The 20,242-nt window shown below is 65.5% G+C and carries 20 protein-coding genes and 1 tRNA gene; 15 read left to right on the top strand and 6 right to left on the bottom strand.

Going from position 1 to position 20,242, the window contains the following annotated elements:
- Window positions 1–14: 14 nt before the first annotated feature.
- From ACP7B7_RS14145 to ACP7B7_RS14100, 10 genes are all read left to right on the top strand, one after another.
- The gene (locus ACP7B7_RS14145; protein WP_426077058.1) at window positions 15–1,460 is read left to right on the top strand and encodes a type II and III secretion system protein family protein; all 1,446 of its coding nucleotides are present in this window, start codon (window positions 15–17) and stop codon (window positions 1,458–1,460) included.
- 16 nt (window positions 1,461–1,476) lie between these two features.
- Complete coding sequence (locus tag ACP7B7_RS14140) at window positions 1,477–1,806, top strand: hypothetical protein (RefSeq protein ID WP_308923412.1); 330 nt, start codon at window positions 1,477–1,479, stop codon at window positions 1,804–1,806.
- A 28-nt stretch (window positions 1,807–1,834) separates the two neighbouring features.
- Window positions 1,835–3,244 carry a pilus assembly protein TadG-related protein gene (locus tag ACP7B7_RS14135; RefSeq protein ID WP_426077057.1) on the top strand — a complete coding sequence of 470 codons (1,410 nt, stop codon included), beginning with the start codon at window positions 1,835–1,837 and terminating at the stop codon, window positions 3,242–3,244.
- Window positions 3,241–3,729 (top strand): TadE/TadG family type IV pilus assembly protein, encoded by a 489-nt coding sequence (locus ACP7B7_RS14130; RefSeq protein WP_426077056.1) that lies wholly within the window; start codon window positions 3,241–3,243, stop codon window positions 3,727–3,729. Before ACP7B7_RS14135 ends, ACP7B7_RS14130 begins: the two co-directional genes overlap by 4 nt.
- Window positions 3,719–4,333, top strand: a complete 615-nt coding sequence (locus ACP7B7_RS14125) for a TadE/TadG family type IV pilus assembly protein (RefSeq protein WP_426077055.1) — start codon at window positions 3,719–3,721, stop codon at window positions 4,331–4,333. The genes ACP7B7_RS14130 and ACP7B7_RS14125 overlap by 11 nt, the downstream gene beginning before the upstream one ends.
- Before the next feature lie 38 nt (window positions 4,334–4,371).
- Window positions 4,372–5,541 carry an AAA family ATPase gene (locus ACP7B7_RS14120; RefSeq protein ID WP_308923415.1) on the top strand — a complete coding sequence of 390 codons (1,170 nt, stop codon included), beginning with the start codon at window positions 4,372–4,374 and terminating at the stop codon, window positions 5,539–5,541.
- Between the two features lie 21 nt (window positions 5,542–5,562).
- On the top strand, window positions 5,563–6,909 hold the full coding sequence (locus tag ACP7B7_RS14115; RefSeq protein WP_308923416.1) for a CpaF family protein: 1,347 nt from the start codon (window positions 5,563–5,565) through the stop codon (window positions 6,907–6,909).
- A 147-nt stretch (window positions 6,910–7,056) separates the two neighbouring features.
- Window positions 7,057–8,034, top strand: a complete 978-nt coding sequence (locus tag ACP7B7_RS14110; protein ID WP_426077054.1) for a type II secretion system F family protein — start codon at window positions 7,057–7,059, stop codon at window positions 8,032–8,034.
- 25 nt (window positions 8,035–8,059) lie between these two features.
- On the top strand, window positions 8,060–8,998 hold the full coding sequence (locus ACP7B7_RS14105; protein WP_308923418.1) for a type II secretion system F family protein: 939 nt from the start codon (window positions 8,060–8,062) through the stop codon (window positions 8,996–8,998).
- A 10-nt stretch (window positions 8,999–9,008) separates the two neighbouring features.
- The gene (locus ACP7B7_RS14100; protein WP_426077053.1) at window positions 9,009–9,944 is read left to right on the top strand and encodes a LytR C-terminal domain-containing protein; all 936 of its coding nucleotides are present in this window, start codon (window positions 9,009–9,011) and stop codon (window positions 9,942–9,944) included.
- Window positions 9,945–9,948: 4 nt separating this feature from the next.
- Here the strand turns inward: ACP7B7_RS14100 and ACP7B7_RS14095 are convergent, their stop codons facing one another.
- On the bottom strand, window positions 9,949–10,935 hold the full coding sequence (locus ACP7B7_RS14095; RefSeq protein ID WP_426077052.1) for an EDSAP-1 family PEP-CTERM protein: 987 nt from the start codon (window positions 10,933–10,935) through the stop codon (window positions 9,949–9,951).
- Between the two features lie 189 nt (window positions 10,936–11,124).
- On the opposite strand from ACP7B7_RS14095, the gene ACP7B7_RS14090 reads away from it, so the two are divergent.
- Complete coding sequence (locus ACP7B7_RS14090) at window positions 11,125–11,424, top strand: hypothetical protein (protein WP_426077051.1); 300 nt, start codon at window positions 11,125–11,127, stop codon at window positions 11,422–11,424.
- A gap of 3 nt (window positions 11,425–11,427) precedes the next feature.
- Here ACP7B7_RS14090 and acpA read toward each other — a convergent pair whose 3' ends face one another.
- Window positions 11,428–13,575 carry an acid phosphatase gene (gene acpA, locus ACP7B7_RS14085; RefSeq protein ID WP_308923422.1) on the bottom strand — a complete coding sequence of 716 codons (2,148 nt, stop codon included), beginning with the start codon at window positions 13,573–13,575 and terminating at the stop codon, window positions 11,428–11,430.
- A 201-nt stretch (window positions 13,576–13,776) separates the two neighbouring features.
- On the opposite strand from acpA, the gene ACP7B7_RS14080 reads away from it, so the two are divergent.
- Entirely contained in the window at window positions 13,777–15,021 is a 1,245-nt protein-coding gene (locus ACP7B7_RS14080; RefSeq protein ID WP_308925636.1) for a cytochrome-c peroxidase, read from the top strand.
- Here ACP7B7_RS14080 and ACP7B7_RS14075 read toward each other — a convergent pair.
- Entirely contained in the window at window positions 15,018–15,329 is a 312-nt protein-coding gene (locus tag ACP7B7_RS14075; RefSeq protein WP_308923423.1) for a HigA family addiction module antitoxin, read from the bottom strand. The genes ACP7B7_RS14080 and ACP7B7_RS14075 overlap by 4 nt on opposite strands.
- A gap of 10 nt (window positions 15,330–15,339) precedes the next feature.
- Window positions 15,340–15,621 carry a type II toxin-antitoxin system RelE/ParE family toxin gene (locus ACP7B7_RS14070; protein ID WP_426077050.1) on the bottom strand — a complete coding sequence of 94 codons (282 nt, stop codon included), beginning with the start codon at window positions 15,619–15,621 and terminating at the stop codon, window positions 15,340–15,342.
- Window positions 15,622–15,998: 377 nt separating this feature from the next.
- On the opposite strand from ACP7B7_RS14070, the gene ACP7B7_RS14065 reads away from it, so the two are divergent.
- Genes ACP7B7_RS14065 through ACP7B7_RS14055 form a run of 3 tightly spaced genes read left to right on the top strand, consistent with a single transcriptional unit; the run spans window position 15,999 to window position 19,414 of the window.
- A complete protein-coding gene (locus ACP7B7_RS14065; RefSeq protein WP_426077049.1) occupies window positions 15,999–17,846 on the top strand; it encodes a methyl-accepting chemotaxis protein in 1,848 nt (615 codons plus the stop codon).
- A 15-nt stretch (window positions 17,847–17,861) separates the two neighbouring features.
- A complete protein-coding gene (locus tag ACP7B7_RS14060; protein WP_308923426.1) occupies window positions 17,862–19,070 on the top strand; it encodes a hypothetical protein in 1,209 nt (402 codons plus the stop codon).
- A 14-nt stretch (window positions 19,071–19,084) separates the two neighbouring features.
- The gene (locus ACP7B7_RS14055) at window positions 19,085–19,414 is read left to right on the top strand and encodes a hypothetical protein (protein ID WP_308923427.1); all 330 of its coding nucleotides are present in this window, start codon (window positions 19,085–19,087) and stop codon (window positions 19,412–19,414) included.
- A gap of 116 nt (window positions 19,415–19,530) precedes the next feature.
- Here ACP7B7_RS14055 and ACP7B7_RS14050 read toward each other — a convergent pair.
- Window positions 19,531–19,606, bottom strand: a tRNA-Thr gene (locus ACP7B7_RS14050).
- A gap of 26 nt (window positions 19,607–19,632) precedes the next feature.
- A complete protein-coding gene (locus tag ACP7B7_RS14045; protein ID WP_308923428.1) occupies window positions 19,633–20,145 on the bottom strand; it encodes a ClpXP protease specificity-enhancing factor in 513 nt (170 codons plus the stop codon).
- Window positions 20,146–20,242 lie beyond the last annotated feature (97 nt).

The following is a 20,242-nucleotide window of genomic DNA, read 5'->3' as shown; positions in this document are numbered from 1 at the left end:
ATGGATATCCTGCTATGAAACGCGCCCTGCCGATCCTGTGCCCGCTCTTGCTGCTGTCGGCGGCGCCACCGCCGGCCGCCGCCGACAGCGCGCCGCGCTGCGGCGGCGCGGCCGCCACGCCCGGCCACCTGCAACTCGAGGTCGGCAAGTCGAGCATGTTGCGCCTGCCCGAGCCGGTGCTGCAGCGCAGCGTCGGCAATCCTGCGGTGGCGCAAGCCATGCTGGTGGCGCCGGACACGCTGTACGTGGTGGGCGCCGACATCGGCAGCACCAACATGATTATCCAGGGGCGAAGCGGCGTGTGCAGCGTGGTCAATGTCACCGTCAGCATGGACCCGGCAGGCTTGCGCGCGACCCTGGCCGAACTGATGCCGGAAGAAAAAGCCATCCGCGTCACGGCCGCCGCCGATACCCTGGTGCTGTCGGGCACGGTGCAGGACGCGGACGCGGTGCTGCGCGCCGTCGAGCTGGCGCAAGCCTATGTGCGGCGCGCCACCACCCCGCTGGCGCTGCCCAGGCCGGCCGCTGGCGCCGCGCCCGCCACGCCGGCGGCGGCGACAGGCGCGGGCGGGGCCGCCAGCCGCATCATCAACATGCTCAACGTCAGTGCGCCGCAGCAAGTGATGCTGGCGGTGCAGATCGCCGAAGTCTCGAAGTCGCTGCTGGAACGGCTCGAAGTGGGCGCCACCTTGCGCTTTGCCTCGGGCAGCTGGGCCACCACCTTGCTGTCGAATTTCCTCACCGGCGCGGCCAATGGCCTGCTCGACCTGCGCAAGTCGAACGGCCAGCAGCTGACCATCGAAGCGCAGAAACAGGATGGCCTGGTGCGCATCCTGGCCGAACCGACCGTGATGGCGATCAGCGGCCAGGAGGGCAGCTTTCTCGCCGGCGGCAAGATTTTCATTCCGGTCGGCCAGGACAATAACAAGATCACCCTGGAAGAGCGCGAGTATGGCGTGGGCCTGCGCTTCACGCCGACCGTGCTGTCGGGTGGACGCATCAACCTGAAGGTGGCGCCGGAAGTGTCGGAGCTGTCGCGCGAAGGGGTGGGCATTTCCAGCGCCGGCGTCAGCGGCCGCTCCATCCTGCCGGTAATCACGACGCGGCGCGCTTCGACCACGGTGCAGCTGTACGACGGCCAGAGCTATGCGATCGGCGGCCTGATCAAGAATAACCAGGTCAGCAACGTCACCGGCCTGCCCTGGCTCAGCGAGCTGCCCATCCTCGGTGCGCTGTTTCGCAGCACGGATTTCCAGCACGACCGCACCGAGCTGCTGTTCGTCATCACGGCCCACCTGGTCAAGCCGCTGCCGCCCGCCGGCGCGGCTTTGCCGACGGCGCAGCTGGCGCCGCCATCGCGGATGGATCTGATGTTGAGCGGCAAGATGGAAGGCGCGCCGCCGCCGCTGTCCGTGCCCGCCGCCGCGCCGCCCACGGTGGGTGGCTTCGAATTGCAATAAGCCAGGGAGCCATGCCATGCGATCGATTTCACTCACCTTGACACGGCCGTCGGCGCGGCTGGCGTGGCTGGCGCGCATGGCATTACTGGCGCCGCTGCTGCAGTTGGCCGGCTGCAGCAGCGGCAGTACGCCGCGCTTCGACGCGCGCTTCGGCGAGGCCACGCGCCTGGCCATGGCGCAGCAGGTACTGGACCCGGCCGCCGCCGGCAATACCACGCCGGCCAACGGCCTGGACGGCGCCAGCGCGCGCGCCGTGATGGAGCGCTACCGCGCCTCGTTTGCCGAGCCGAACGGGCAAGTACCGCCGCCGGTGACCTTCATGCTGGGAGGCGGCGGTGGAAAATAGAAGCCAGCTTCAGCACCAGCGGGGGGCGATGCTGATCATGTTTTCCATCCTGCTGATCGTGGTGCTGGGGTTTATCGGCCTGGCGCTCGACGTCGGCCAGGTCATCGGCCGCAAGACCGAATTGCAGAACCTGGCCGACAATGCGGCGCTGGCGGCCGCTCCCGAACTGGTGGGCACGGCCGCCGGCCTGGCCAATGCCGTCACCAAGGCAAAAGCCAGCGCGGCCGGCCAAAGCCTGTACCGGCGCCGCATGCAGGGTGCGCTGCTGTCCGACGACAGCATCCGCTTTGCCAGCGCGGCCGATGCGCCGGCCGGTGCATGGCATGCCGCCGGCGCGGTGCCCGACCCGGCCAGGGCGTTGTTCGTGCGGGTCGACACGCGCGACAACCTGCCGGCGCTGGGGCAGGTGACGACGGCGTTCCTGGGCGCCTGGTCGCCGGCCCTGCGCACGCTCGACACCAGCGGGCGCGCGGTGGCGGGCCGCAGCAGCCTGCGCATCACGCCGCTGGCGATCTGTGCGCTGTCGGCGGCGCCGGCGTCCTTGCGCACCAATCCGGGGCCGCCCGAGCGCCGCGAAGCGCTGGAATTCGGTTTTCGGCGCGGCGTGGCCTATAACCTGTTCAACCTGAATCCGCATGGGGCCGCGCCCGAGCATTTCTTGCTCAATCCGCTGGGTCCGCTGGGCGCCATCGGATCCTCCGCGCAATTGAGCGATGCCAGCGTCGAGCCCTTTATTTGCAGCGGCAGCGTGCTGCACACGGCGATTGGCGCCACGCCCATCCATGTGCACCGGCCGTTTCCCACCGCGCTGTGGCCAGCCTTCAATGCGCGCTTCAACCAATATGGCGCCAACCGCTGCAACCCCGTGACGGCGCCGCCCGATACGAACATCCGCGCCTTTCCGAATGCCTTGTCGAACTGGTGGATGAACGTGCCGTCCGGCTCGAACGCGGTGGCCAGCGGTGGCACCCCCTTGCTGACGGTGGCCGACTTGCCGCCGCTGGCCGCCGGCACGCCCGCCAGCATTGCGCCCGCCAGCTACGGGCCGCTGTGGTCGTTTGCCAAGGCGGTGCAATATGCCGATCCCAAGCCGGCCGGCGACTACACGGCCTTTCCCAACAGCGCCTGGGCCAGCCTGTATCCGGGCCTGCCTACGGCGCCCGCCAGCAACAGCTTTTATCCTGCCAGCGGCACGCCGTATGGTTCGTCCGCTTTCCTGACGGCGCCCGTCGGCAATGCGGGCGTGGCGCAGCGCCGCGTGCTGCATATCGCCCTGCTGGCCTGCCCCCTGCCGGCCGGCAGCGACGTGCTGGCCAACGTGCTGGGCATCGGGCGCTTTTTCATGACGGCGCCCGCCAGCGCCAGCGTATTGAGCGGTGAATTTGCCGGCATGGCCGACGAACTGGCGCTGGGCGGCCCGGCGGAGCTGCTGCGATGAGGCGCCATGTCCCGTGCCGCGCCAGCCGCCGCCAGAAGGGCGTGGCGGCGATCGAACTGGCGCTGATCATGCTGTTTTTCATGGGCCTGTTGCCGGTGGTGCTGCTGTTCGGACGCGCCCTGTTCATGTACACGATGGTGCAAAAAAGTGCGCAGGACGCGGCGCGCTACATGGCCACCTTGCCGCTGCAGCAGATGACGAATGATGTCCCTGCCACCCAGGCCGCCGCGTTTGCCACGCAGCTGGTGCGGCAGGCGCTGGCCGAGACGGGGCCGGTGCTCAATGCCAGCCGTATCCGCATCGAATGCGTATACATCGATGGCGGCTATCCCTGCGGCTCCTATCCCACGCGGCCGCTGCAGGTCAGCGTGAAGTTTGTCGCCCAGCTGCCGATCGCTTTCCTGCCCGACCTGACCTTGCGCTGGCTGCCGCAGATGGCGCCGATTTCATTGCATGCCAACGCGGTGCTGCGCTATGCGAACTGAGGCCACATATGCGCGCCGCCGGCGCGAAGGCGGCGTGTTTGCCGTCGAATTCGCCATGCTGGCGACGCTGTTTTTCATTTTCCTGTTTGCGCTGCTGGAAGTGGCGCGCGCCGTCTACCTGTGGAACCTGGTGCCGGAAATGACCCGGCGCGCCGCGCGCGCCGCCGCCGTCACCGACTTCAGCAATGCCAGCGCGGTGCAGGCGGTGCGCGAGCAGGCCGTCCTGCGTTCGGCGCCCGGCCGCCTGCCGCTGGGCGGCGCCATCAGCGACGCGTATGTGCGCATCGATTACCTGTCGCAGTCGTCCGGTGGCGGCGGCGTGCCGGCGGCGCTGCCGGTCGGCGTGATGCCGGCTTGTCCGCAACGCAACCGCATCAACTGCCTGGACAATCCGCACGGCGCCAGCTGCATCCGTTTCGTGCGGGCGCAGCTGTGCCTGCCCGGCACGGGTGGCAGTTGCGAGCGGGTGCCCTACCGGCCGATCCTGCCGCTGCTGGAGATGCTGTTCCCTTCGGGCGCGCAGGCGGTGCGCCTGCCCAGCGGCGTCACGCTGGCGGTGGCCGAGTCGCTCGGCTACCAGGACAACCCCGCCTTTTGCCCTTGATCGCCGGACCGCCGTACCGTTATCTCTAAGGAAGTGCAATGAGAGCCTTGATGATTAGCCGTGACATCCCGCTGCACGATGAAATCGCCGCCCAGGGCGCGGCGCGCATGCCGGTGCTGCGCATCCTGGAGCGCCGCAGCGGCTTGCGCGACGCCGTCGACCGCATGTTGTCCGAGGCGCCCGAACTGGTGATCGTCGACGCCAGCGGCATCGACGCCGACGAGGCCGACCTGCTCGAACGCCTGGCGCGCCAGTATCCGGCGGCCGTGTTGATGCTGCTCACGCGCGGCCAGCAGCAGGATGTGCTGATCCGCGCCATGCGCGCCGGCATGCGTGAAGTGCTGCAGCTGCCCCTGGTGCACAAGGCCTTCCACGAAGCGATGGACCGGGTCGATATCCAGGCCGGCGTGACGCAAATGCGCGACGGCAAGGTGCTGGCGTTTATCTCCTGCAAGGGCGGCAGCGGCGCCACCTTCTTGTCGACCAACTTTGCCTACGCGCTGGCCGCGCTGGCCGGCTGCAAGGTGCTGCTGATCGACCTGCACGGCCAGTTCGGCGACGCCACCCTGTATGTCTCGGACCAGAAACCGGCCATGACCTTGTCCGATATCTGCGCCCAGATCTCGCGCATGGACGGCGCCTTTCTCGCGTCCTGCCTGGTGCATGTGACGCCGAACTTCGGCGTGCTGGCGGCGGCCGACGACCCTGCCCACAAGGTCGACATGCAGCCCGAGCACATGGACCGCATCCTGGCCGTGGCGCGCCAGCACTACGACTACATCGTGCTCGACGTGGGGCGCCAGATCGATGCGCTGTCGCTGCGCGCGCTCGACAGCGCCGACGCCATCTACCCGGTGCTGCAGCTGGCGCTGCCGGACATCCGCGACGGGCGCCGCCTGCTCGACATCTTCCGCTCGCTCGGCTATCCGGGCGAACGGCTGCGGCTGATCGTCAACCGCTACGAAAAGGGCGGCCGCTTGCGCCTGGCCGACCTGGAGCAGGCGCTGGGCGCGGCCGTGGTGCACACGGTGCCGAACGATTACCTGGCGGCCACCGACTCGGTCAACCAGGGCATCCCGCTGCTGCAGCTGTCGCGCACCAGCGCGGTGGCGCGCAGCCTGGCCGACCTGGTGGAACAAGTAACAAAGCGCCGCGTGACGGAAAGCCGCGGCCTGTTCGACCGCCTGTTCAGCCGCAGCGATACCTGACCAACCATCAAGGGAGACGAGATGACACTACGCGAACGCCTGGCGGCCAACGAAGCGCCGCGCCCGGCCATCCACGGCCATGGCGCGCTGGCGCTGCACGCCTACCAGGAGCTGAAAAAAACCATGCACCAGACGATACTCGACCGTATCGACCTGGAACGCCTGAAGCGCCTGACGGCCGAGCAGTTCAAGCATGAACTGGCGCTGCTGGTGCAGCGCGTGATCGAGGAGGAACGCATCGTGCTGAACCAGCACGAGCGGCACAGCCTGGTGCTCGACATCCAGCACGAGATGCTGGGCTTCGGCCCGCTCGAGCCGCTGCTGGCCGACCCGGGCGTGTCCGATATCCTGGTCAATACCTGCGACAAGGTGTACGTCGAGCGCGGCGGGCGGCTGGAGCTGACCGACGTCACGTTCCATGACAATGCCCACCTGATGAAGATCATCGAAAAGATCGTCTCGCGGGTCGGGCGCCGGGTCGACGAATCGAGTCCGATGGTCGATGCGCGCCTGCCCGACGGCTCCAGGGTCAACGCCATCATTCCGCCGCTGGCGGTCGATGGCCCGATCCTGTCGATCCGCCGCTTCGCGGTGCAGCCTCTGACGATCGCCAACATGCTCGACTATAAAAGCCTGACGCCGCCGATGGTGCAGGTGCTGCAGGCGCTGGGCCAGGCCAAGATCAATATCCTGATCTCGGGCGGCACCGGCAGCGGCAAGACGACCCTGCTCAACGTGCTGTCCGGCTTCATACCCGGCAGCGAGCGCATCGTCACCATCGAGGACGCGGCCGAACTGGCGCTGCGCCAGCCGCACGTGGTGCGCCTGGAAACACGCCCGCCGAATATCGAGGGCAAGGGCGAAGTGAGCCAGCGCGCCCTGGTGCGCAACGCGCTGCGCATGCGGCCCGACCGCATCATCCTGGGCGAGGTGCGCGGCGCCGAGGCGCTCGACATGCTGCAGGCGATGAACACCGGCCATGAAGGCTCGCTGGCGACGATTCACTCGAACACCGCGCGCGACGCGCTGGCGCGGCTGGAAAACATGGTCGGCATGGCCAACGTGAACCTGACGCCGCGCGCCACGCGCCAGCAGATCTGTTCGGCCGTGACGGTGGTGATGCAGGTGTCGCGCCTGACCGACGGCGCGCGCAAGCTGGTCAGCCTGCAGGAAGTGACGGGCATGGAGGGCGAGATCATCGCCATGCATGAAATCTTCCGCTTCGAGCAGACCGGCGTGGACGCCAATGGCCGCGTGCTGGGCCACTTCTGCGCCACCGGCGTGCGGCCGCGCTTCACGGAGCGCCTGCGCATGTTCGGCGCGCCGGTACCCGACAGTGTGTTCGACCCCGACCGCATCTACGAATAACAACATCTAACTGAACCTACTGCGCGTCGCGCTTTGTGGCTTGCGATGCTCACTGCCTCGGCGGCCCCGTGCATTCGCACAGCTGCGCTTCTCGGCCACAAATCACTTCCGCTCGCTACGGTTCTGTTAGACGTTTAAGGAGGAATTATGGACCAGGTGTTCTACGGTTTTGCCATCGTCCTGTTCGCCGCCTGCATCCTGATGATGGAAGGCGCCTGGCTGTGGTGGTCGGGCACGCATGGCAGCGCCGCGCGGCGCATCAGCCGGCGCCTGCGCCTGATGGCCGCGCGCGGCGAGACGGGCGGCGAACGGGTCTCGATCCTCAAGCAGCGCCGCTACGCGCGCGCCCCTGGTCTGGAGCGCTGGCTGCGGAAAATTCCGCAATGCGAGGCGCTCGACCGCCTGCTGCTGCAGGCGGGCCTGGCGTGGTCGGTGGCGCAATTCCTGGCCGTTGCCGGCGGCGTGCTGCTGGCCGCGCTGCTGGTGCTGGCGGCCTGGCCGATGCCCTTGCCGGGCGTGTTGCTGCTGCTGGCGATGGCCGCCGGCGGGCCGCTGTTGTTCCTGCTGCGCGCGCGCACGGCGCGGCTGCAAAAGATCGAGGCGCAGTTGCCGGAAGCGGCCGATTTCCTGGCGCGCGCGCTGCGCGCCGGCCACTCGTTTTCAAACGTGCTGCAAATGGTGGGCGATGAATTGAATGAACCGATCAGCGGCGAATTCAAGCTGGCCCATGAAGAGATCAATTACGGCGTGCCGATGAATGAAGCGCTGCAGAACCTGGCCGTGCGCATTCCGCTGACGGACTTGCGCTACCTGGTGATCGCCGTGCTGGTGCAGCGCGAATCGGGCGGCAACCTGGCCGAAGTGCTGGTGAGCATCGCGCGTATCATCCGCGCCCGTTTGAAGCTGCTGGGACAGGTGCGCGTGCTGTCGGCCGAAGGGCGCATGTCGGCCTGGGTGCTGGGCCTGATGCCGGTGGTGATGATAGGCGTGATGTCCCTGGTCAACCCGCAATACATCAGCCTGCTGTGGACCGATCCCAGCGGCATACGCCTGCTGTGGTATGCGGCCGGCATGGTGGCGCTGGGCGTGATCTGGATGCGCAAAGTGATCAAGATTCGTATTTAAAACACCTGATTCGAGGGAGAGCGCCATGACCGGCCAGCAACTGCTGTTTCTTGTGATCGTGTTTGCCGTGGTGGCGGGACTGGCGGTGGCGGCGTCGCTGATTTTCTTTCCGGGCAGCTTGCGCCAGCGCCTGTTCGGCGCCACCGCGCCGGTGGCCAGTGCCGTGGCGCTGGAGCATGGCTGGGTGGAACGGGTGGCGCGCGTAGCCAAGCCATTTTCGAAGCTGTCGCTGCCCGAGGAAGGCTGGGAGCGCTCGCCGCTGCGCACCCGCTTCATGAATGCCGGCTGGCGCCAGGCCAGCGCGCCGGCCCTGTATTTTGCCGCCAAGTCGGTGCTGGCCCTGCTGTTTCCCACCGTGCTGGGCCTGTATGCGGCCAGCAGCATGGCGGCCGGCATGCGCAGCGTCTTGTTATTTTTCCTGTGCATCAGCGCCACCGCCGGCTATTACCTGCCCAACCTGATCCTGGCCAGCACGGCCAGGCGGCGCCAGCGCGACATCTTCGAGAACATCCCCGACGCGCTCGACCTGCTGACGGTCTGCGTCGAAGCGGGCCTGAGCCTGGAACGCGCACTGGTCAAGGTGTCCGGTGAGATCCATATCAAGAGCATGGTGCTGGCGCAGGAACTGCAGCTGGTGCTGATGGAAATGCGCGCCGGCTTTACCAAGGAAAAAGCGCTGCGCAACCTGGCGCTGCGCAGCGGCGTGGAAGACGTCGACGTGCTGGTGGCCATGCTGATCCAGTCCGAGCGCTTCGGCACCAGCATGGGCGATTCGCTGCGCGTGCATTCCGACAATCTGCGCGGCAAGCGCAGCCTGCTGGCCGAAGAGGCGGCCGCCAAGATCGCCCTCAAATTGTTGTTCCCGCTGATCTTCTGCGTGTTTCCCACCTTGATGCTGGTGCTGATGGGTCCTGCCGTGATCGAAGTCTACCGCGTGCTGGTGCCGGCCATGGCCAACCGATAAAAGGAGTCCCATGTCGATTACCCTGCCGCGCCTGGCCGTTGCCGGCGCTTGTATCTTGCTGGGCGCCTGCGCCAGCCCCGTCACCGATCCTGGCCCGGTCCCGGTCCCGGTCCCGGTCCCGGTCCCGGTCCCGGTCGCGTTTCCCGTTGATCCTGCCGAACGCAATGGCCAGGCCGTGCTGCATGCGCAGCGTGGCGAAGTGCGGCAGGCCATCGCCATCTGGGAGGCCCTGCTGGCCGGCGGCGCGCTGCGGGAGCCGCGCCATGCCTATCTGTTGCGCAACCTGGGTCATGCTTACAGGCTGGCAGGGCGCGATGCCGACGCCGTGACGGTGCTGGAAAAAGCCTGCCTGCTCGACCCGCGCAATGCGCTGGCCTGGCAACAGCTGGCGCAGGTGCTGGCCAGGCTGGGGCAGCACGAACGGGCGGCGCGCATGCAGGACCAGGCGCACAGCCTGCAGGCACGCGAGGTGCCGCGCGTCCGGGCCGAGGCCGAGGCCATGCCGGTGCCCGCGCCGGTGGCGCCGGTGATGGACCGCATCGACATTACGCAAAGTGCCGGCATGGCGGTGCTGCAGCGTGTGGCGGCGGCCAGCCCGCCGGACGCGCCGCGCCTGCGGCTGGAAATTCTCAATGGAAATGGCAAGCCGGGCATGGCGGCGGCGCTGGCGCGCAGCCTGGCCGGCAGTGACTTGCAGGTGGTTCGTACGGCTAACGCCTCGTCGTTCCGGGTGGCCCGCACGCGCGTGGAATACCGGCCGGCGCAGCGGCAGGCGGCGCGCCAGCTGGCCCGCCAGCTGGGCGGCAATATCGAATTCGCCGCCGCCGATTGCCCTGCCAGCGAACTGCGGCTGATCCTCGGGCGCGATATCGATCCGGCCGTGCTGCACCGCTACTATGTGCAGCAGCTGGAACTGGCGCGCCAGGCGCTGGCGCGGCTCGGGTAGTCCATTATGCAGTGCAAGCCTGGCGCCGGCGCGTGCTCGCCAGCGCCGCCAGGCCGATGCCCAGCAGCAGCAGGGTACCGGGCTCCGGGACTTGCTGCACCACGACGATATCGGTGCGGGTGGACTTGGAAAAGTTCAGGGTGTAGCTGCCGGCCGGCAAGGCAAAATTCGAGGTCAGCGAAAACAGCGCAAAGTCGTTAGTGAACGTGCGCGAGGTGCGCGGATCGTTGGTGCCCGCCGTCACGTTCATGCTGAACGGATCGAGGCTGCCGGTGGTGTGGTTGCCGTTCACGTCGCTGCCATTGTTGGCGTCGCCATCGGGCGCGAACTGGAACACGATGCCGTCGGCGTTGGCGCGCGCGGCGCAGCCGGCGGGGCTGCCGGCATTGCAGGAAATGCTGAAGATATCCATGATCGACACATTCGACTTGTCGCCCAGGGTCGTCACGCTGCTGCGCAGGTCGCGGCGCGCCATGAAACTGAAGGTGATGAAGCCGGCGCTCGACAAGGTCAGGTTGACCGAGCCCGTCAGCGTATCGCCCGCCGTCGACGAGGCGGCGCCCACCGTATCGCGCTGCGCTTCCGACACGGCCCGCATGGTGGCGCCGGCGGTGGTCAGCATATTGCCGAAGGAATGGGCGTCGCCGCGTGCAAACTCCAGCACCGTGCTGTGCGCATAGTTGTTTTGTGGCAGGCCGCTACAACCACCGCCGGCGCATACCTGCAGCACATCGGCATTGGCGGCGGGGCCGGTGTTGACGGCACGCGGATTGACGGCGGCGGCATTTTCAAAATACGTGCTGTCGCTGGCGTTGCGGTTGGCGCCCGTCAGCGACAGGGTGCCGGCGCTGGTGGTGATGCGGAAATTGTTGATATCGTTGACGGCCAGGCCATACGCGCCGGCCTGCGCCTGGCCGGCGGCCAGCAAACCGGCTGCGGCGAGCGCGGCGAACAGGCCTAGGGTTTTGCTTCGTGGGTGATCGACGTTCATCGCAGCCTCGTTATCATGGTCGGTTCAGTCGGGGACATTCAGAAGGGGTATCCGAGTGTCGCTGTCGACGTTGATAAGCAGCTTGCGTGCCAAACAAAAAAATCCAAGTCGAATCAAGGACTTGCGTAAAGCGAACTGAAGGGAAATGCGCTGACTGTAAGAAACACCGACACTGTGCAAAAATAGGCGATGGCAAACAAAACCCCCACCTTTCCCGGCGCGCGCACGGGCCGCGGCCAGGTCCTCGCCGTGCTGCTGTCGAACCGCGACCAGTCCGGCGCCGAACCCCTGCAGGGCCGCGTCTCGCTGGCCGCCATCGTCAAGGCATTGAAACGCAAATATCACTGGCCGATCGAGACGCACAGCTTTCCGGCCAATACGGCGGACGGCCGCGCCAGCTGGGCCACCGTCTACAGCCTGCCGGAAAAAGTGATCGCCGTCGCCCTGGCGGCCGGCGGCCAGGAATGGCTCGACAGCCGCAAGGGCTAGGTTTTACTCCTGCGGCAGCAAGGCCAGCGCCGCGCTGAAGTCGCCCATCGGCTTGCCGCCATTGGCGACCAGTGCCTTGTCGCGCGTGCTCAAGCCGTCAAGCACCGGCAGCGAGAAGCGGTGGGTAATCGCGCGCAGGATCGAGGCCGAGTCGTATTGCGTATGGTCGACCAGGCCCTTCTTCACGTACGGCGAGACCAAAATCGCCGGCACGCGCGTGCCGGGACCCCAGCGGTCGCCCTTCGGTGGCGCGGCATGGTCATAGAAGCCGCCGTTTTCATCGTAGGTGACGATCACCAGCATGTTCTTCCACTGCGGGCTCTTTTTCAACTGCGCGATGACGCTGGCGATATGCGCGTCGCCATCGGCCACGCTGGCGTAACCGGCGTGCTGGTTCAAATTGCCCTGCGGCTTGTAGAAGGTCACCGGCGGCAGCTTGCCGGCGGCCGCATCCGTCATGAACTGGCTGTCGAAATCGCGCAAGTGGGCAGCGCGGTAGGCGGGCGCCTTGACCGGGTCCATGCTGGCGAAATAATTGAACGGCTGGTGGTGGAACTGGAAGTTTGGTGGGCTCGGGAAACTGCTGCCGCGCGCACTGGCCGTGGCCAGCGCCGTGGTGTCCTTCCAGGCGCCCGCATACCAGGCCCAGTCGATGTTCTTTCCGGATAACAAGTCGCCAATATTCGTCTGCGTCTGCTGCGGCAAGGTATTGGCCTTGGTGGTATCGGCATACAGCTTGCTGCTGTCGCCGGACGCCGGTGCATTGCTGCTGGGCTGGAAAGCCGGCTGCATGGTGTTGACGGCGTAGAACATGCCGCTGCTGTCGGCCGGCGTCAGCGTGTTGTCGTTGGCGTAGACTGGCGCGCCATTGAGCACCGTGGCCGGCGCGGTGGCGGCCGGCGTCAGGCGCACGAAGTTGCCCTTGGCGTCGACATCGATCTTCGAGATCGAAGCCTTGGCGACAGAGGTGTCCGCGTTCGGATAAGTCGGCGCGCAGGCGCAGATCAGGTACTGGTGCGTCAGGAACGAGCCGCCGAAGGCGCCGATGAACAGGTTGTCGGCCAGCGCGTACTGTTTGGCGATATCCCACAGCTTCATCTTGCTGCCGTCGTAGTAGCCCATGGTGAGGCCGCCCGCATCGGAATAGGCCGCGAACTTGTCGTTGGCGCCGCCATTGATCTGCATCTGGTTGTTGTAGAAGCGGTGCACCAGGTCGCGCGTGATCACCGATTGCGGCAGGCTGATCGGGCTGTTGGCATCGTCGATCTGGAACGGCTTGTTGGGCAGGTTGGCCGATTGCGCCTGCGTGATCACGGTGCTCTGGCCGGCGGCCGTCATGCCGCCCCAGGTCGGTGGCAGCACGGGCAGGGTGCTGTTGTCGATATCCTTTTGCGCCACATAGCCGCCGGTCGAAGTCGGGTTGACACCCGGCACGCCGTTGGCGCCCGGGAACAGGCCGTACAGATTGTCGAAGCCGCGGTTTTCCGCGTAGATCACGACGATGGTCTGGATATTGTTCAGCGCCAGGCCGCTGTTCAGGGCGGCCAGGGCGTCTGCGGGTGCGGCCTGCGCGCTGGCGCCGGCGATCACCGTGGTGACGCTGGTGTTTTCCGCTTTCAGCTTCGCCAGTTCATCGCCGCTGGCCTTGTTGAAGTCCGACGCCAGGGCAGTTTCCGACACGCCGATGCGCGCCGCCAGCTTGCTGCTGGCGGCAGCGAAATCGCCGCCATTGCCATCCATCACCTGTGCCAGTTCGGTCGACAGGGCGCTGACGAAGCCCGCGTGGCCGGCGGGGGCGCGCAGCAGCAGCTTTTGCGTGACCTTGCTGCCGGCGTCGCCCACCACTTCGTGGCGGATCGCATCGGTGCCGACCATGGCCAGCACGGCGCCTTCGCCTTCCACCGTGAAGCTGCCGTCGGCGGCCGTGCGCACGGGCGCCGAATCGCTGGCGCAGGTCAGTTTTGCCGTCGTGCTTTCCAGGCACACCTGGGCGTTTTCATAGTAGCTGCCGATCACCTGGCCCTTGGTGGTGGGCGCCAGGGCATAGTTGCTGCCACAGGCCACCAGGCCGGCGCCCAGCGCCAGCGACAATAAGACGGGGAGGGGGCGTAATCGGAGCGGGCGTAATACAGGTCTTGCGTGCGGTTTCATGCTCATGCCTTCTGGGTGTGAGGGTGGAAAAGCACGGATGCTAGGCAAGCAATATGTCCGCTGCGTGACATGTCCATGTTCCGTTACATGCGATACATGCCGTAATGTTGCGGCGGCATTGGCGGCCGATTTGTCACGCAGCGGTCATATGGCGTTGCTACGCTGGCCGCCCATGTTCACAGCTGTTCGATTGCCGCCATGATGAAGTTCACGCCCTTTTTATTGCTGCTGGCCGCCTGCCAGCCGCAGCAGCTTCCCAAGCCGGCCACCGCTGCCGCCCCGCCGGCCTATCTGAATGCCGCCTACGCGCCGGCCCGGAACCAGCCGTCGGTGGCGGACATGACGGCCATGGGCCGCGCCATGTTTTTCGAACCGAGCCTGTCCATCTCCGGCAAGCTGTCATGCGCCAGTTGCCACAGCCCGGATCACGCCTACGGCCCGCCGAATGGGCTGGCGGTGCAATTGGGCGGCCCCGAACTGAAGGATGCCGGCACGCGCGCCGCGCCTTCGCTGCGCTACCTGCAGAACGCGCCATCATTCACCGAACATTTCCATGACGACGATGGCGACGACAGCATCGATGCGGGCCCGACCGGCGGGCGCAACTGGGACGGCCGCGCCCAGTCTGGCCATGAACAGGCCTTGACGCCGCTGTTGGCCAAGCACGAGATGGGCAACGTTGACGCCGCCGCCGTGGTGGACAAATTGCGGCACGGTCCGCTGGCGGCGCAGTTCAAAAAAACCTATGGCGAGAACATCTTTGAACAACCGGAGCAGGCACTGCGCCGGGCCCTGATGTCGCTCGAAGTGTTCCAGGAAAGCCCGGCGGATTTTTATCCCTACACCAGCAAGTACGATGCCTTTCTGCGCAAGCAGGTCAAGTTGAATCCGCAGGAATTGCGCGGCCTGGCCCTGTTCAACGACGAGACCAAGGGCAATTGCGCCTCCTGCCATATCAGCCAGATCACGCCCGGCGGCGCCTTCCCGCAATTTACCGACTACGGCCTGATCAATATCGGCGTGCCGCGCAATAAAAAGCTGCCCGCCAACGCCGATCCGGCATTTTTTGACATGGGCTTGTGCGGCCCCGACCGCACGGATCTGAAAGATCACCAGGAATACTGCGGCAGCTTCAAGACCCCGACCCTGCGCAACGTGGCGCTGCGTAAAAGCTTCTTCCACAACAGCAGCTTCACCAGCCTGGAACAGGTGCTGCGCTTCTACGTGCAGCGCGATACGGCGCCGCAAAAATGGTATCCGAAAAATAGCGATGGCAGCGTGCACAAGTACGACGACCTGCCGCCCGGCCTGGAGGCGAACGTCAATGTCGAGCCGCCATTCGACCGGAAAAAGGGGCAGGCGCCGGCCCTGAACGAGCGGGAAATCGCCGATGTGATCGTGTTTTTGAAGACCTTGACGGATGGCTACAAGGTGCCGGCAGCTTAAGCCGCCAGCGGCGCCGGCGTGACCTGCATCGGGGCAATGGCGAAACGTTGCTGTGCCTGCCAGATGTCATAGGCGTTCTGTTCCGCCAGCCACAGGCGCGCCTCGCCCCCGCGCTCCTTGCCCAACCAGGCTTCGATGCGCAACGCCATCTCTGGTGAAATCGCCGCGTGGCCATTGAGGACGCGCGACAGCGTGACACGGTTGACATCCAGCTGCTGCGCCGCCTCGGTCACGGACACACCCAACGCGGGCAGCACGTCATCGCGTAGCGTCAGGCCAGGATGCGGCGGATTGAACATGTTTGTCATGATATTTTTCTCAATGATAATCTTGATAGTCGACCAGGATGGCGTCGCTGCCGTCAAACCGGAATGTCAGCCGCCAGTTGCCATTCACCCACACTGAAAAGTGGTCCTGCAGGGCTTTGCCCTTGAGTGCATGCAAGCGCCAGCCCGGCAGATTCATGCCTTGAGGATCACTTGCTTCGTTCAAGCGGCGCAGCATCGCACCCAGCTTCGGCGCATGGGCTGGCTGGATGCCGGCCATGCTTCCCGTCTCGAAAAAAACCTTCAAGCCTTTGTGCTGAAATGTCTTGATCATGCGCGATTGTAGCGTGTGGCGCTACGCGCTGCAATCTTTGCCTGCCCATGCCATGCATGCTGTGGCCAGAATTGAAAACAGGCTGACATTGCTGTAAGCCCTGTCGGCTGGGAGCAAAGGGATGACCCGTATCCATCGAACATAATCGGATGGCTTTGAACGCATCGGCTATCTTTTCTGCTCAGAAGGGGTGAATTTGCAATTTCACCACACTCTTGCCATAAATGCCATGAATGGCAAATAGTTGACTTGACGCAATATGCTGCGCTGAGTTTAACTGTACGCGTGGCAGGCATAGCTGAATTCGGGCTTCGTGCTCGCACGACAGCGTGGACTTTTCTTGTTGGCTGCGTCCCTTTTTTCATTTTGGAGTTGCCATGTTCCACACTCTGCGTGCGCGCCTTATCGCCATCGCCATTGCCATCGTCGCGGTGGCGCTGGTGCTCCTTTCGCTGGTGACCTTCGTGACCGTGCGTGCCAATGTGCTGTCCTCGCTGGACAAGCAGATCAGCGATGTCACGCGCCAGTATGCGCGTGAGCTGACCGAGTGGGTGCAGGACAAGCAGCGCATTGCCAGCGCGCTGAAGGTGGCCGTAGTCCAGGCGGACCCGCAGCCCGCGCTCGATACGGCGCGCCAGGCCGGGGCCATGGATTCGGTGGGCTTTGCCTTGAGCGACAAGCGGGCTGTCTACAGCGGCTGGACGGTGCCACCGGACTTCGACGGCACGGCGCGCCCCTGGTACAAGCTGGCCGTGTCGACCGGCGGTCCCGCCATCACGCCCGCGTATGCCGATGCCAATACCGGCGAACTGTACGTGAGCTTCGTGGAGCCCGTGTTCACGCAGGCTGGCGGTCCGCTCGCGGGCGTGGTCAGCGCCGACGCGAAGCTGACCTCGGTCGTCAGGAAAGTCAACGCCATCCACCCGACTGAAAAAAGTTTTGCGGTGCTGGTCGATGGCACCAACAACACCATCCTGGCCCACGCGCGCAAGGAATTGACCCTCAAGCCGCTGATCGAATTGGCCGCCGGGCTCGATGCCGCGCTGCTGGCACGCCTGGTCCAGGGTGGCGATCACGTCGAGCTGACGATCGACGGCGCCGCGCAGATGGTGTATGCCGCCAAGGTCGAGGGCACGCCATGGATACTGCTGACGGCGGTCGACCGCGACCTGGCCACTGCGACCTTGAGCACGATGCTGCGCATGACGGTCATCATCACGGTGCTGTGCCTGCTGGCTGCCGGTGGCCTGATGTCGGTGTTCGTCAGCCGCCAGCTGCGCCGCATGCTGCTGGTGCGCGACGCGCTGGAAGACATCGCTTCCGGCGAAGGCGACCTGACGCGGCGCATGGATGCGTCCGGCCGCGACGAACTGACGCAAATTGCCAGCGCCTTCAACCGTTTCGCCGACAAGATCGCCGCCGTGCTGCTGCAAATCCGTGTTGCGTCCGATACGGTACGCACGGCATCGGGCGAGATCGCCTCTGGCAATAGCGACCTGTCGATGCGCACCGAGTCGCAGGCGAGCGCGCTGGAGGAAACCTCGGCCGCCATGGAGGAACTGATGGCCACTGTCCAGCAGAATGCGGAAAACGCCCAGCAGGCCAACGAACTGGCCACCAGCGCCAGCCAGGTGGCCGGGCGTGGCGGCGAGGTGGTGCAGCAGGTGGTGCGGACCATGGGCGACATCAATCTTGCCTCGCGCAAGATCGTCGACATCATCAGCACCATCGACGGCATCGCCTTCCAGACCAATATCCTCGCCCTCAATGCCGCGGTGGAAGCGGCGCGGGCCGGGGAAATGGGCCGCGGCTTTGCTGTGGTGGCGACAGAAGTGCGCTCGCTCGCCGGGCGTTCGGCCGAAGCGGCCAGGGAAATCAAGGCGTTGATTGGCGACTCCGTGACGCAGGTCGACGCCGGCAGCCGGCTGGTGGAGAGCGCGGGCGCGACCATGACCGAGGTGGTCGACAGCATCCGCCAGCTGGCCGGCATCGTCAAGCAGATCAGCAGCGCCAGCCATGAACAAAGCAGCGGCATCACCGAAGTGGGCACGGCGGTGACGCAAATGGATGAAAACACCCAGCAGAATGCCGCCCTGGTCGAGCAGGCCGCCGCCGCCGCGCAATCGCTGCAGCAGCAGGCCAGCGCGCTGGCCGAAGTGGTTGCCGGATTCAAGCTGCCGCAGGCGCAGCAGGCCGCCACGCGCGATGCCCTGCGCCTGCAATAACAAGGGAGATTGACCATGTCTGCAAACTATCGTGGCGCGCTCCTGGCCGGGGCGTTGAGCTTGCTGTGTCACGCCGTATCGGCCGAGGAAGTGGCCAGTTCGCCCTGGACCGTCGGCGGTGCGGTCCGCTTCAATTATGTCTACAAGAGCTGGCAGGACGACTATCCGAGCGGTTTCGTCGGCCTGGATACGGCCCGACTGGACGTCAATTTTGACGACGGCACGCTGATCAGCTCGGCGCAATACCGCTACAACCGGTATCCGAAGGGGCAGGGCGGCTACTGGCAGCACTTCCTGCATCACGGCTGGGCCGGCGTGCGCTTTGCCGACAAGAGCACGGTGCAAGCGGGCCTGGTAAAAAATCCGTTCGGGCTGCAGCCGTTCGCGTCCAACAATTTTTACGAGTCGATGGCGTTCTACACCGGTTTCGAGGACAAGTACGACCTGGGCATGACCTATGCTAGCCGACCCGGCCCCGTCGAGTGGCAGCTGGGCTTTTTCCCGCGCGACGGCGGATCGTATGGCGGCGGGGGCAATACGGCCGCAGCCTCGAATCGCTACTCGTACAATATCGTGCCCGACGATGACCGGCAAGGGTATGCCACCGGCCAGCGCGACCGCGAGCGCATGACTTTTACCGGCCGCGTGGTGGCGCATATCGGCAGCAGTGGGCGGCACGAAGTGGGGCTGTCCGCACTCACCGGCACCATCCGTAACGAAACCCGCAGCGAAGGGCGCGATACCCGCCGCAATGCCGTGGCGCTGCACTACCGGGGCGGCACGGGGCCATGGAACATCATGCTGGAAGCCTTGCGCTACAGCTATGGCACCAGCCACGGCGCGAACCAGACCTATGGCGGTCTCGACCCGAACAGCTTTGTCATCCTGGGCGCCTTCGGCTATCCCTACCCGGTGGCGTCCAAAGGCGACATCTATATCGCCAACCTCAGCTACGACATCCCAGGAAAGCTGGGGCCGCTGGGCGGCTTCAAGCTGTACAACGACTACAGCATCCTGCGCAAGCGTGTCGGCAATTACAAAAGTTCAGTGCAGAATGTCAGTGGCCTCAGCTTTTCATCCGGCAAATGGGTGTTCTATGCCGACTTCATGCTGGGCAAGCACCACCCCTACCTGTCGCCGGACGGCGGCGGGCTGGCATCGACCTCCAGCGTGCACGATGGCTACACGCGCAGGATCAACCTGCAGGCGGGGTATTATTTCTGAACCAGGGAAAAAACATGGCAAACAACCCGCAGCATCCAGATGGCCACTGGCGCCGCTTTGGCCACGGCATGCTGCTCGCGCTGCTGATCGTGGTGGTCTGGAGCGCCATTTGCTGGAACCTGCGCGACTACAGCGGGCCGTTCTGGATGGAACTGGACCACATCGGCCTCTTCCCCATGTATGTCCTGGCCATGCTGGCGCAGATGGTGGTGGCCCTGCTGCTGGCGCGCTGGAAAAGCTGGTGGTGGAGCGCCGGCATCATCTGCGGCACGCTGCTGGGCATGGCCGGCCCGATTGCGCTGGCGCTGATCGCCGCCAGCGGCATGCCGGCGATGCGGTATTGAGGCAGGCCGGGCGGGATGCGGTGGGCATTGCCCGGGGCAATCGGCTGGCGCGCTGGTCTTGTCTCCAGAAAGCAAAAAGCCCAACCTGAAAGGCTGGGCTTTTTGCTGGATGTTCTTGGTGCCGACTGCCGGTTTCGAACTGGCCACCTGATGATTACAAATCAACTGCTCTACCAAATGAGCTAAGTCGGCAAAAACTGCGCGTTGCGAATTATACGCTATTTAATACGGGTCAGGGTCGGGCGGCCGCCTTTTTTTGGTGGCTCGTCGTCGCCTGGCGGCGTGTTGCCGTCGCGTTGTTCGGTGTTGCCGGTCGGAACTGACGACAGGGTCGGGCCGGTCGCTGCCGGGGCGGGCGGCGGTGGGGCGTCGGCTGAGGCGGGGCTGTCGGTCGGCTGGCCGTGCGGGTCGTCGTTGCCGAGGACCGGCTCGAACGCCATGCCCTGGCCGTTTTCGTTGGCGTAGATGGCCATCACGTTGTCGACCGGGACGTAGATTTCGCGCGAGACGCCGCCGAAGCGGGCGTGGAAGCGCACGGCGTCGTTGTCCATCTTCAGGCCGCTGGTGGCGCCGAAGCTGATGTTCAGGACGATTTCGCCTTTCTTCACGTATTCCATCGGTACCGTGGTGCGCGAATCGACTTTGACCGCGAGGTAGGGCGTGTAGCCGCTGTCGGTGCACCACTCGTAGATGGCGCGCAGCATATAAGGTTTGGTTGAGATTTCAGACATGATAGGCACGGTGAGGCGGGAGCGCCGCCGGCAACAACATGGGCGGGCGCACCGGTAAGTCAATGAAACAGAGCAACTGGAAATAATCCAAGATGCC

It is taken from the genome of Janthinobacterium sp. PSPC3-1 (genome assembly GCF_049896105.1).
Classification (GTDB): domain Bacteria; phylum Pseudomonadota; class Gammaproteobacteria; order Burkholderiales; family Burkholderiaceae_D; genus Janthinobacterium.
The sequence above is the reverse complement of the archived record's forward strand: the minus strand, read 5'-3'. Positions and strand labels throughout refer to the sequence as shown.

What these genes read in the sequence shown, in the direction of transcription:
- ACP7B7_RS14145 (WP_426077058.1), top strand. Translation starts at nt 15, where the DNA reads ATGAAACGCGCCCTGCCGATCCTGTGCCCGCTCTTGCTGCTGTCGGCG.
- ACP7B7_RS14105 (WP_308923418.1), top strand. Translation starts at nt 8,060, where the DNA reads ATGACCGGCCAGCAACTGCTGTTTCTTGTGATCGTGTTTGCCGTGGTG.
- ACP7B7_RS14075 (WP_308923423.1), bottom strand. Translation starts at nt 15,329, where the DNA reads ATGACAAACATGTTCAATCCGCCGCATCCTGGCCTGACGCTACGCGAT.
- ACP7B7_RS14095 (WP_426077052.1), bottom strand. Translation starts at nt 10,935, where the DNA reads ATGAACGTCGATCACCCACGAAGCAAAACCCTAGGCCTGTTCGCCGCG.
- ACP7B7_RS14130 (WP_426077056.1), top strand. Translation starts at nt 3,241, where the DNA reads ATGAGGCGCCATGTCCCGTGCCGCGCCAGCCGCCGCCAGAAGGGCGTG.
- ACP7B7_RS14045 (WP_308923428.1), bottom strand. Translation starts at nt 20,145, where the DNA reads ATGTCTGAAATCTCAACCAAACCTTATATGCTGCGCGCCATCTACGAG.
- ACP7B7_RS14060 (WP_308923426.1), top strand. Translation starts at nt 17,862, where the DNA reads ATGTCTGCAAACTATCGTGGCGCGCTCCTGGCCGGGGCGTTGAGCTTG.
- ACP7B7_RS14120 (WP_308923415.1), top strand. Translation starts at nt 4,372, where the DNA reads ATGAGAGCCTTGATGATTAGCCGTGACATCCCGCTGCACGATGAAATC.
- ACP7B7_RS14135 (WP_426077057.1), top strand. Translation starts at nt 1,835, where the DNA reads ATGCTGATCATGTTTTCCATCCTGCTGATCGTGGTGCTGGGGTTTATC.
- ACP7B7_RS14115 (WP_308923416.1), top strand. Translation starts at nt 5,563, where the DNA reads ATGACACTACGCGAACGCCTGGCGGCCAACGAAGCGCCGCGCCCGGCC.
- ACP7B7_RS14055 (WP_308923427.1), top strand. Translation starts at nt 19,085, where the DNA reads ATGGCAAACAACCCGCAGCATCCAGATGGCCACTGGCGCCGCTTTGGC.
- ACP7B7_RS14125 (WP_426077055.1), top strand. Translation starts at nt 3,719, where the DNA reads ATGCGAACTGAGGCCACATATGCGCGCCGCCGGCGCGAAGGCGGCGTG.
- ACP7B7_RS14140 (WP_308923412.1), top strand. Translation starts at nt 1,477, where the DNA reads ATGCGATCGATTTCACTCACCTTGACACGGCCGTCGGCGCGGCTGGCG.
- ACP7B7_RS14110 (WP_426077054.1), top strand. Translation starts at nt 7,057, where the DNA reads ATGGACCAGGTGTTCTACGGTTTTGCCATCGTCCTGTTCGCCGCCTGC.
- ACP7B7_RS14070 (WP_426077050.1), bottom strand. Translation starts at nt 15,621, where the DNA reads ATGATCAAGACATTTCAGCACAAAGGCTTGAAGGTTTTTTTCGAGACG.
- acpA (WP_308923422.1), bottom strand. Translation starts at nt 13,575, where the DNA reads ATGAAACCGCACGCAAGACCTGTATTACGCCCGCTCCGATTACGCCCC.
- ACP7B7_RS14080 (WP_308925636.1), top strand. Translation starts at nt 13,777, where the DNA reads ATGAAGTTCACGCCCTTTTTATTGCTGCTGGCCGCCTGCCAGCCGCAG.
- ACP7B7_RS14065 (WP_426077049.1), top strand. Translation starts at nt 15,999, where the DNA reads ATGTTCCACACTCTGCGTGCGCGCCTTATCGCCATCGCCATTGCCATC.
- ACP7B7_RS14100 (WP_426077053.1), top strand. Translation starts at nt 9,009, where the DNA reads ATGTCGATTACCCTGCCGCGCCTGGCCGTTGCCGGCGCTTGTATCTTG.
- ACP7B7_RS14090 (WP_426077051.1), top strand. Translation starts at nt 11,125, where the DNA reads ATGGCAAACAAAACCCCCACCTTTCCCGGCGCGCGCACGGGCCGCGGC.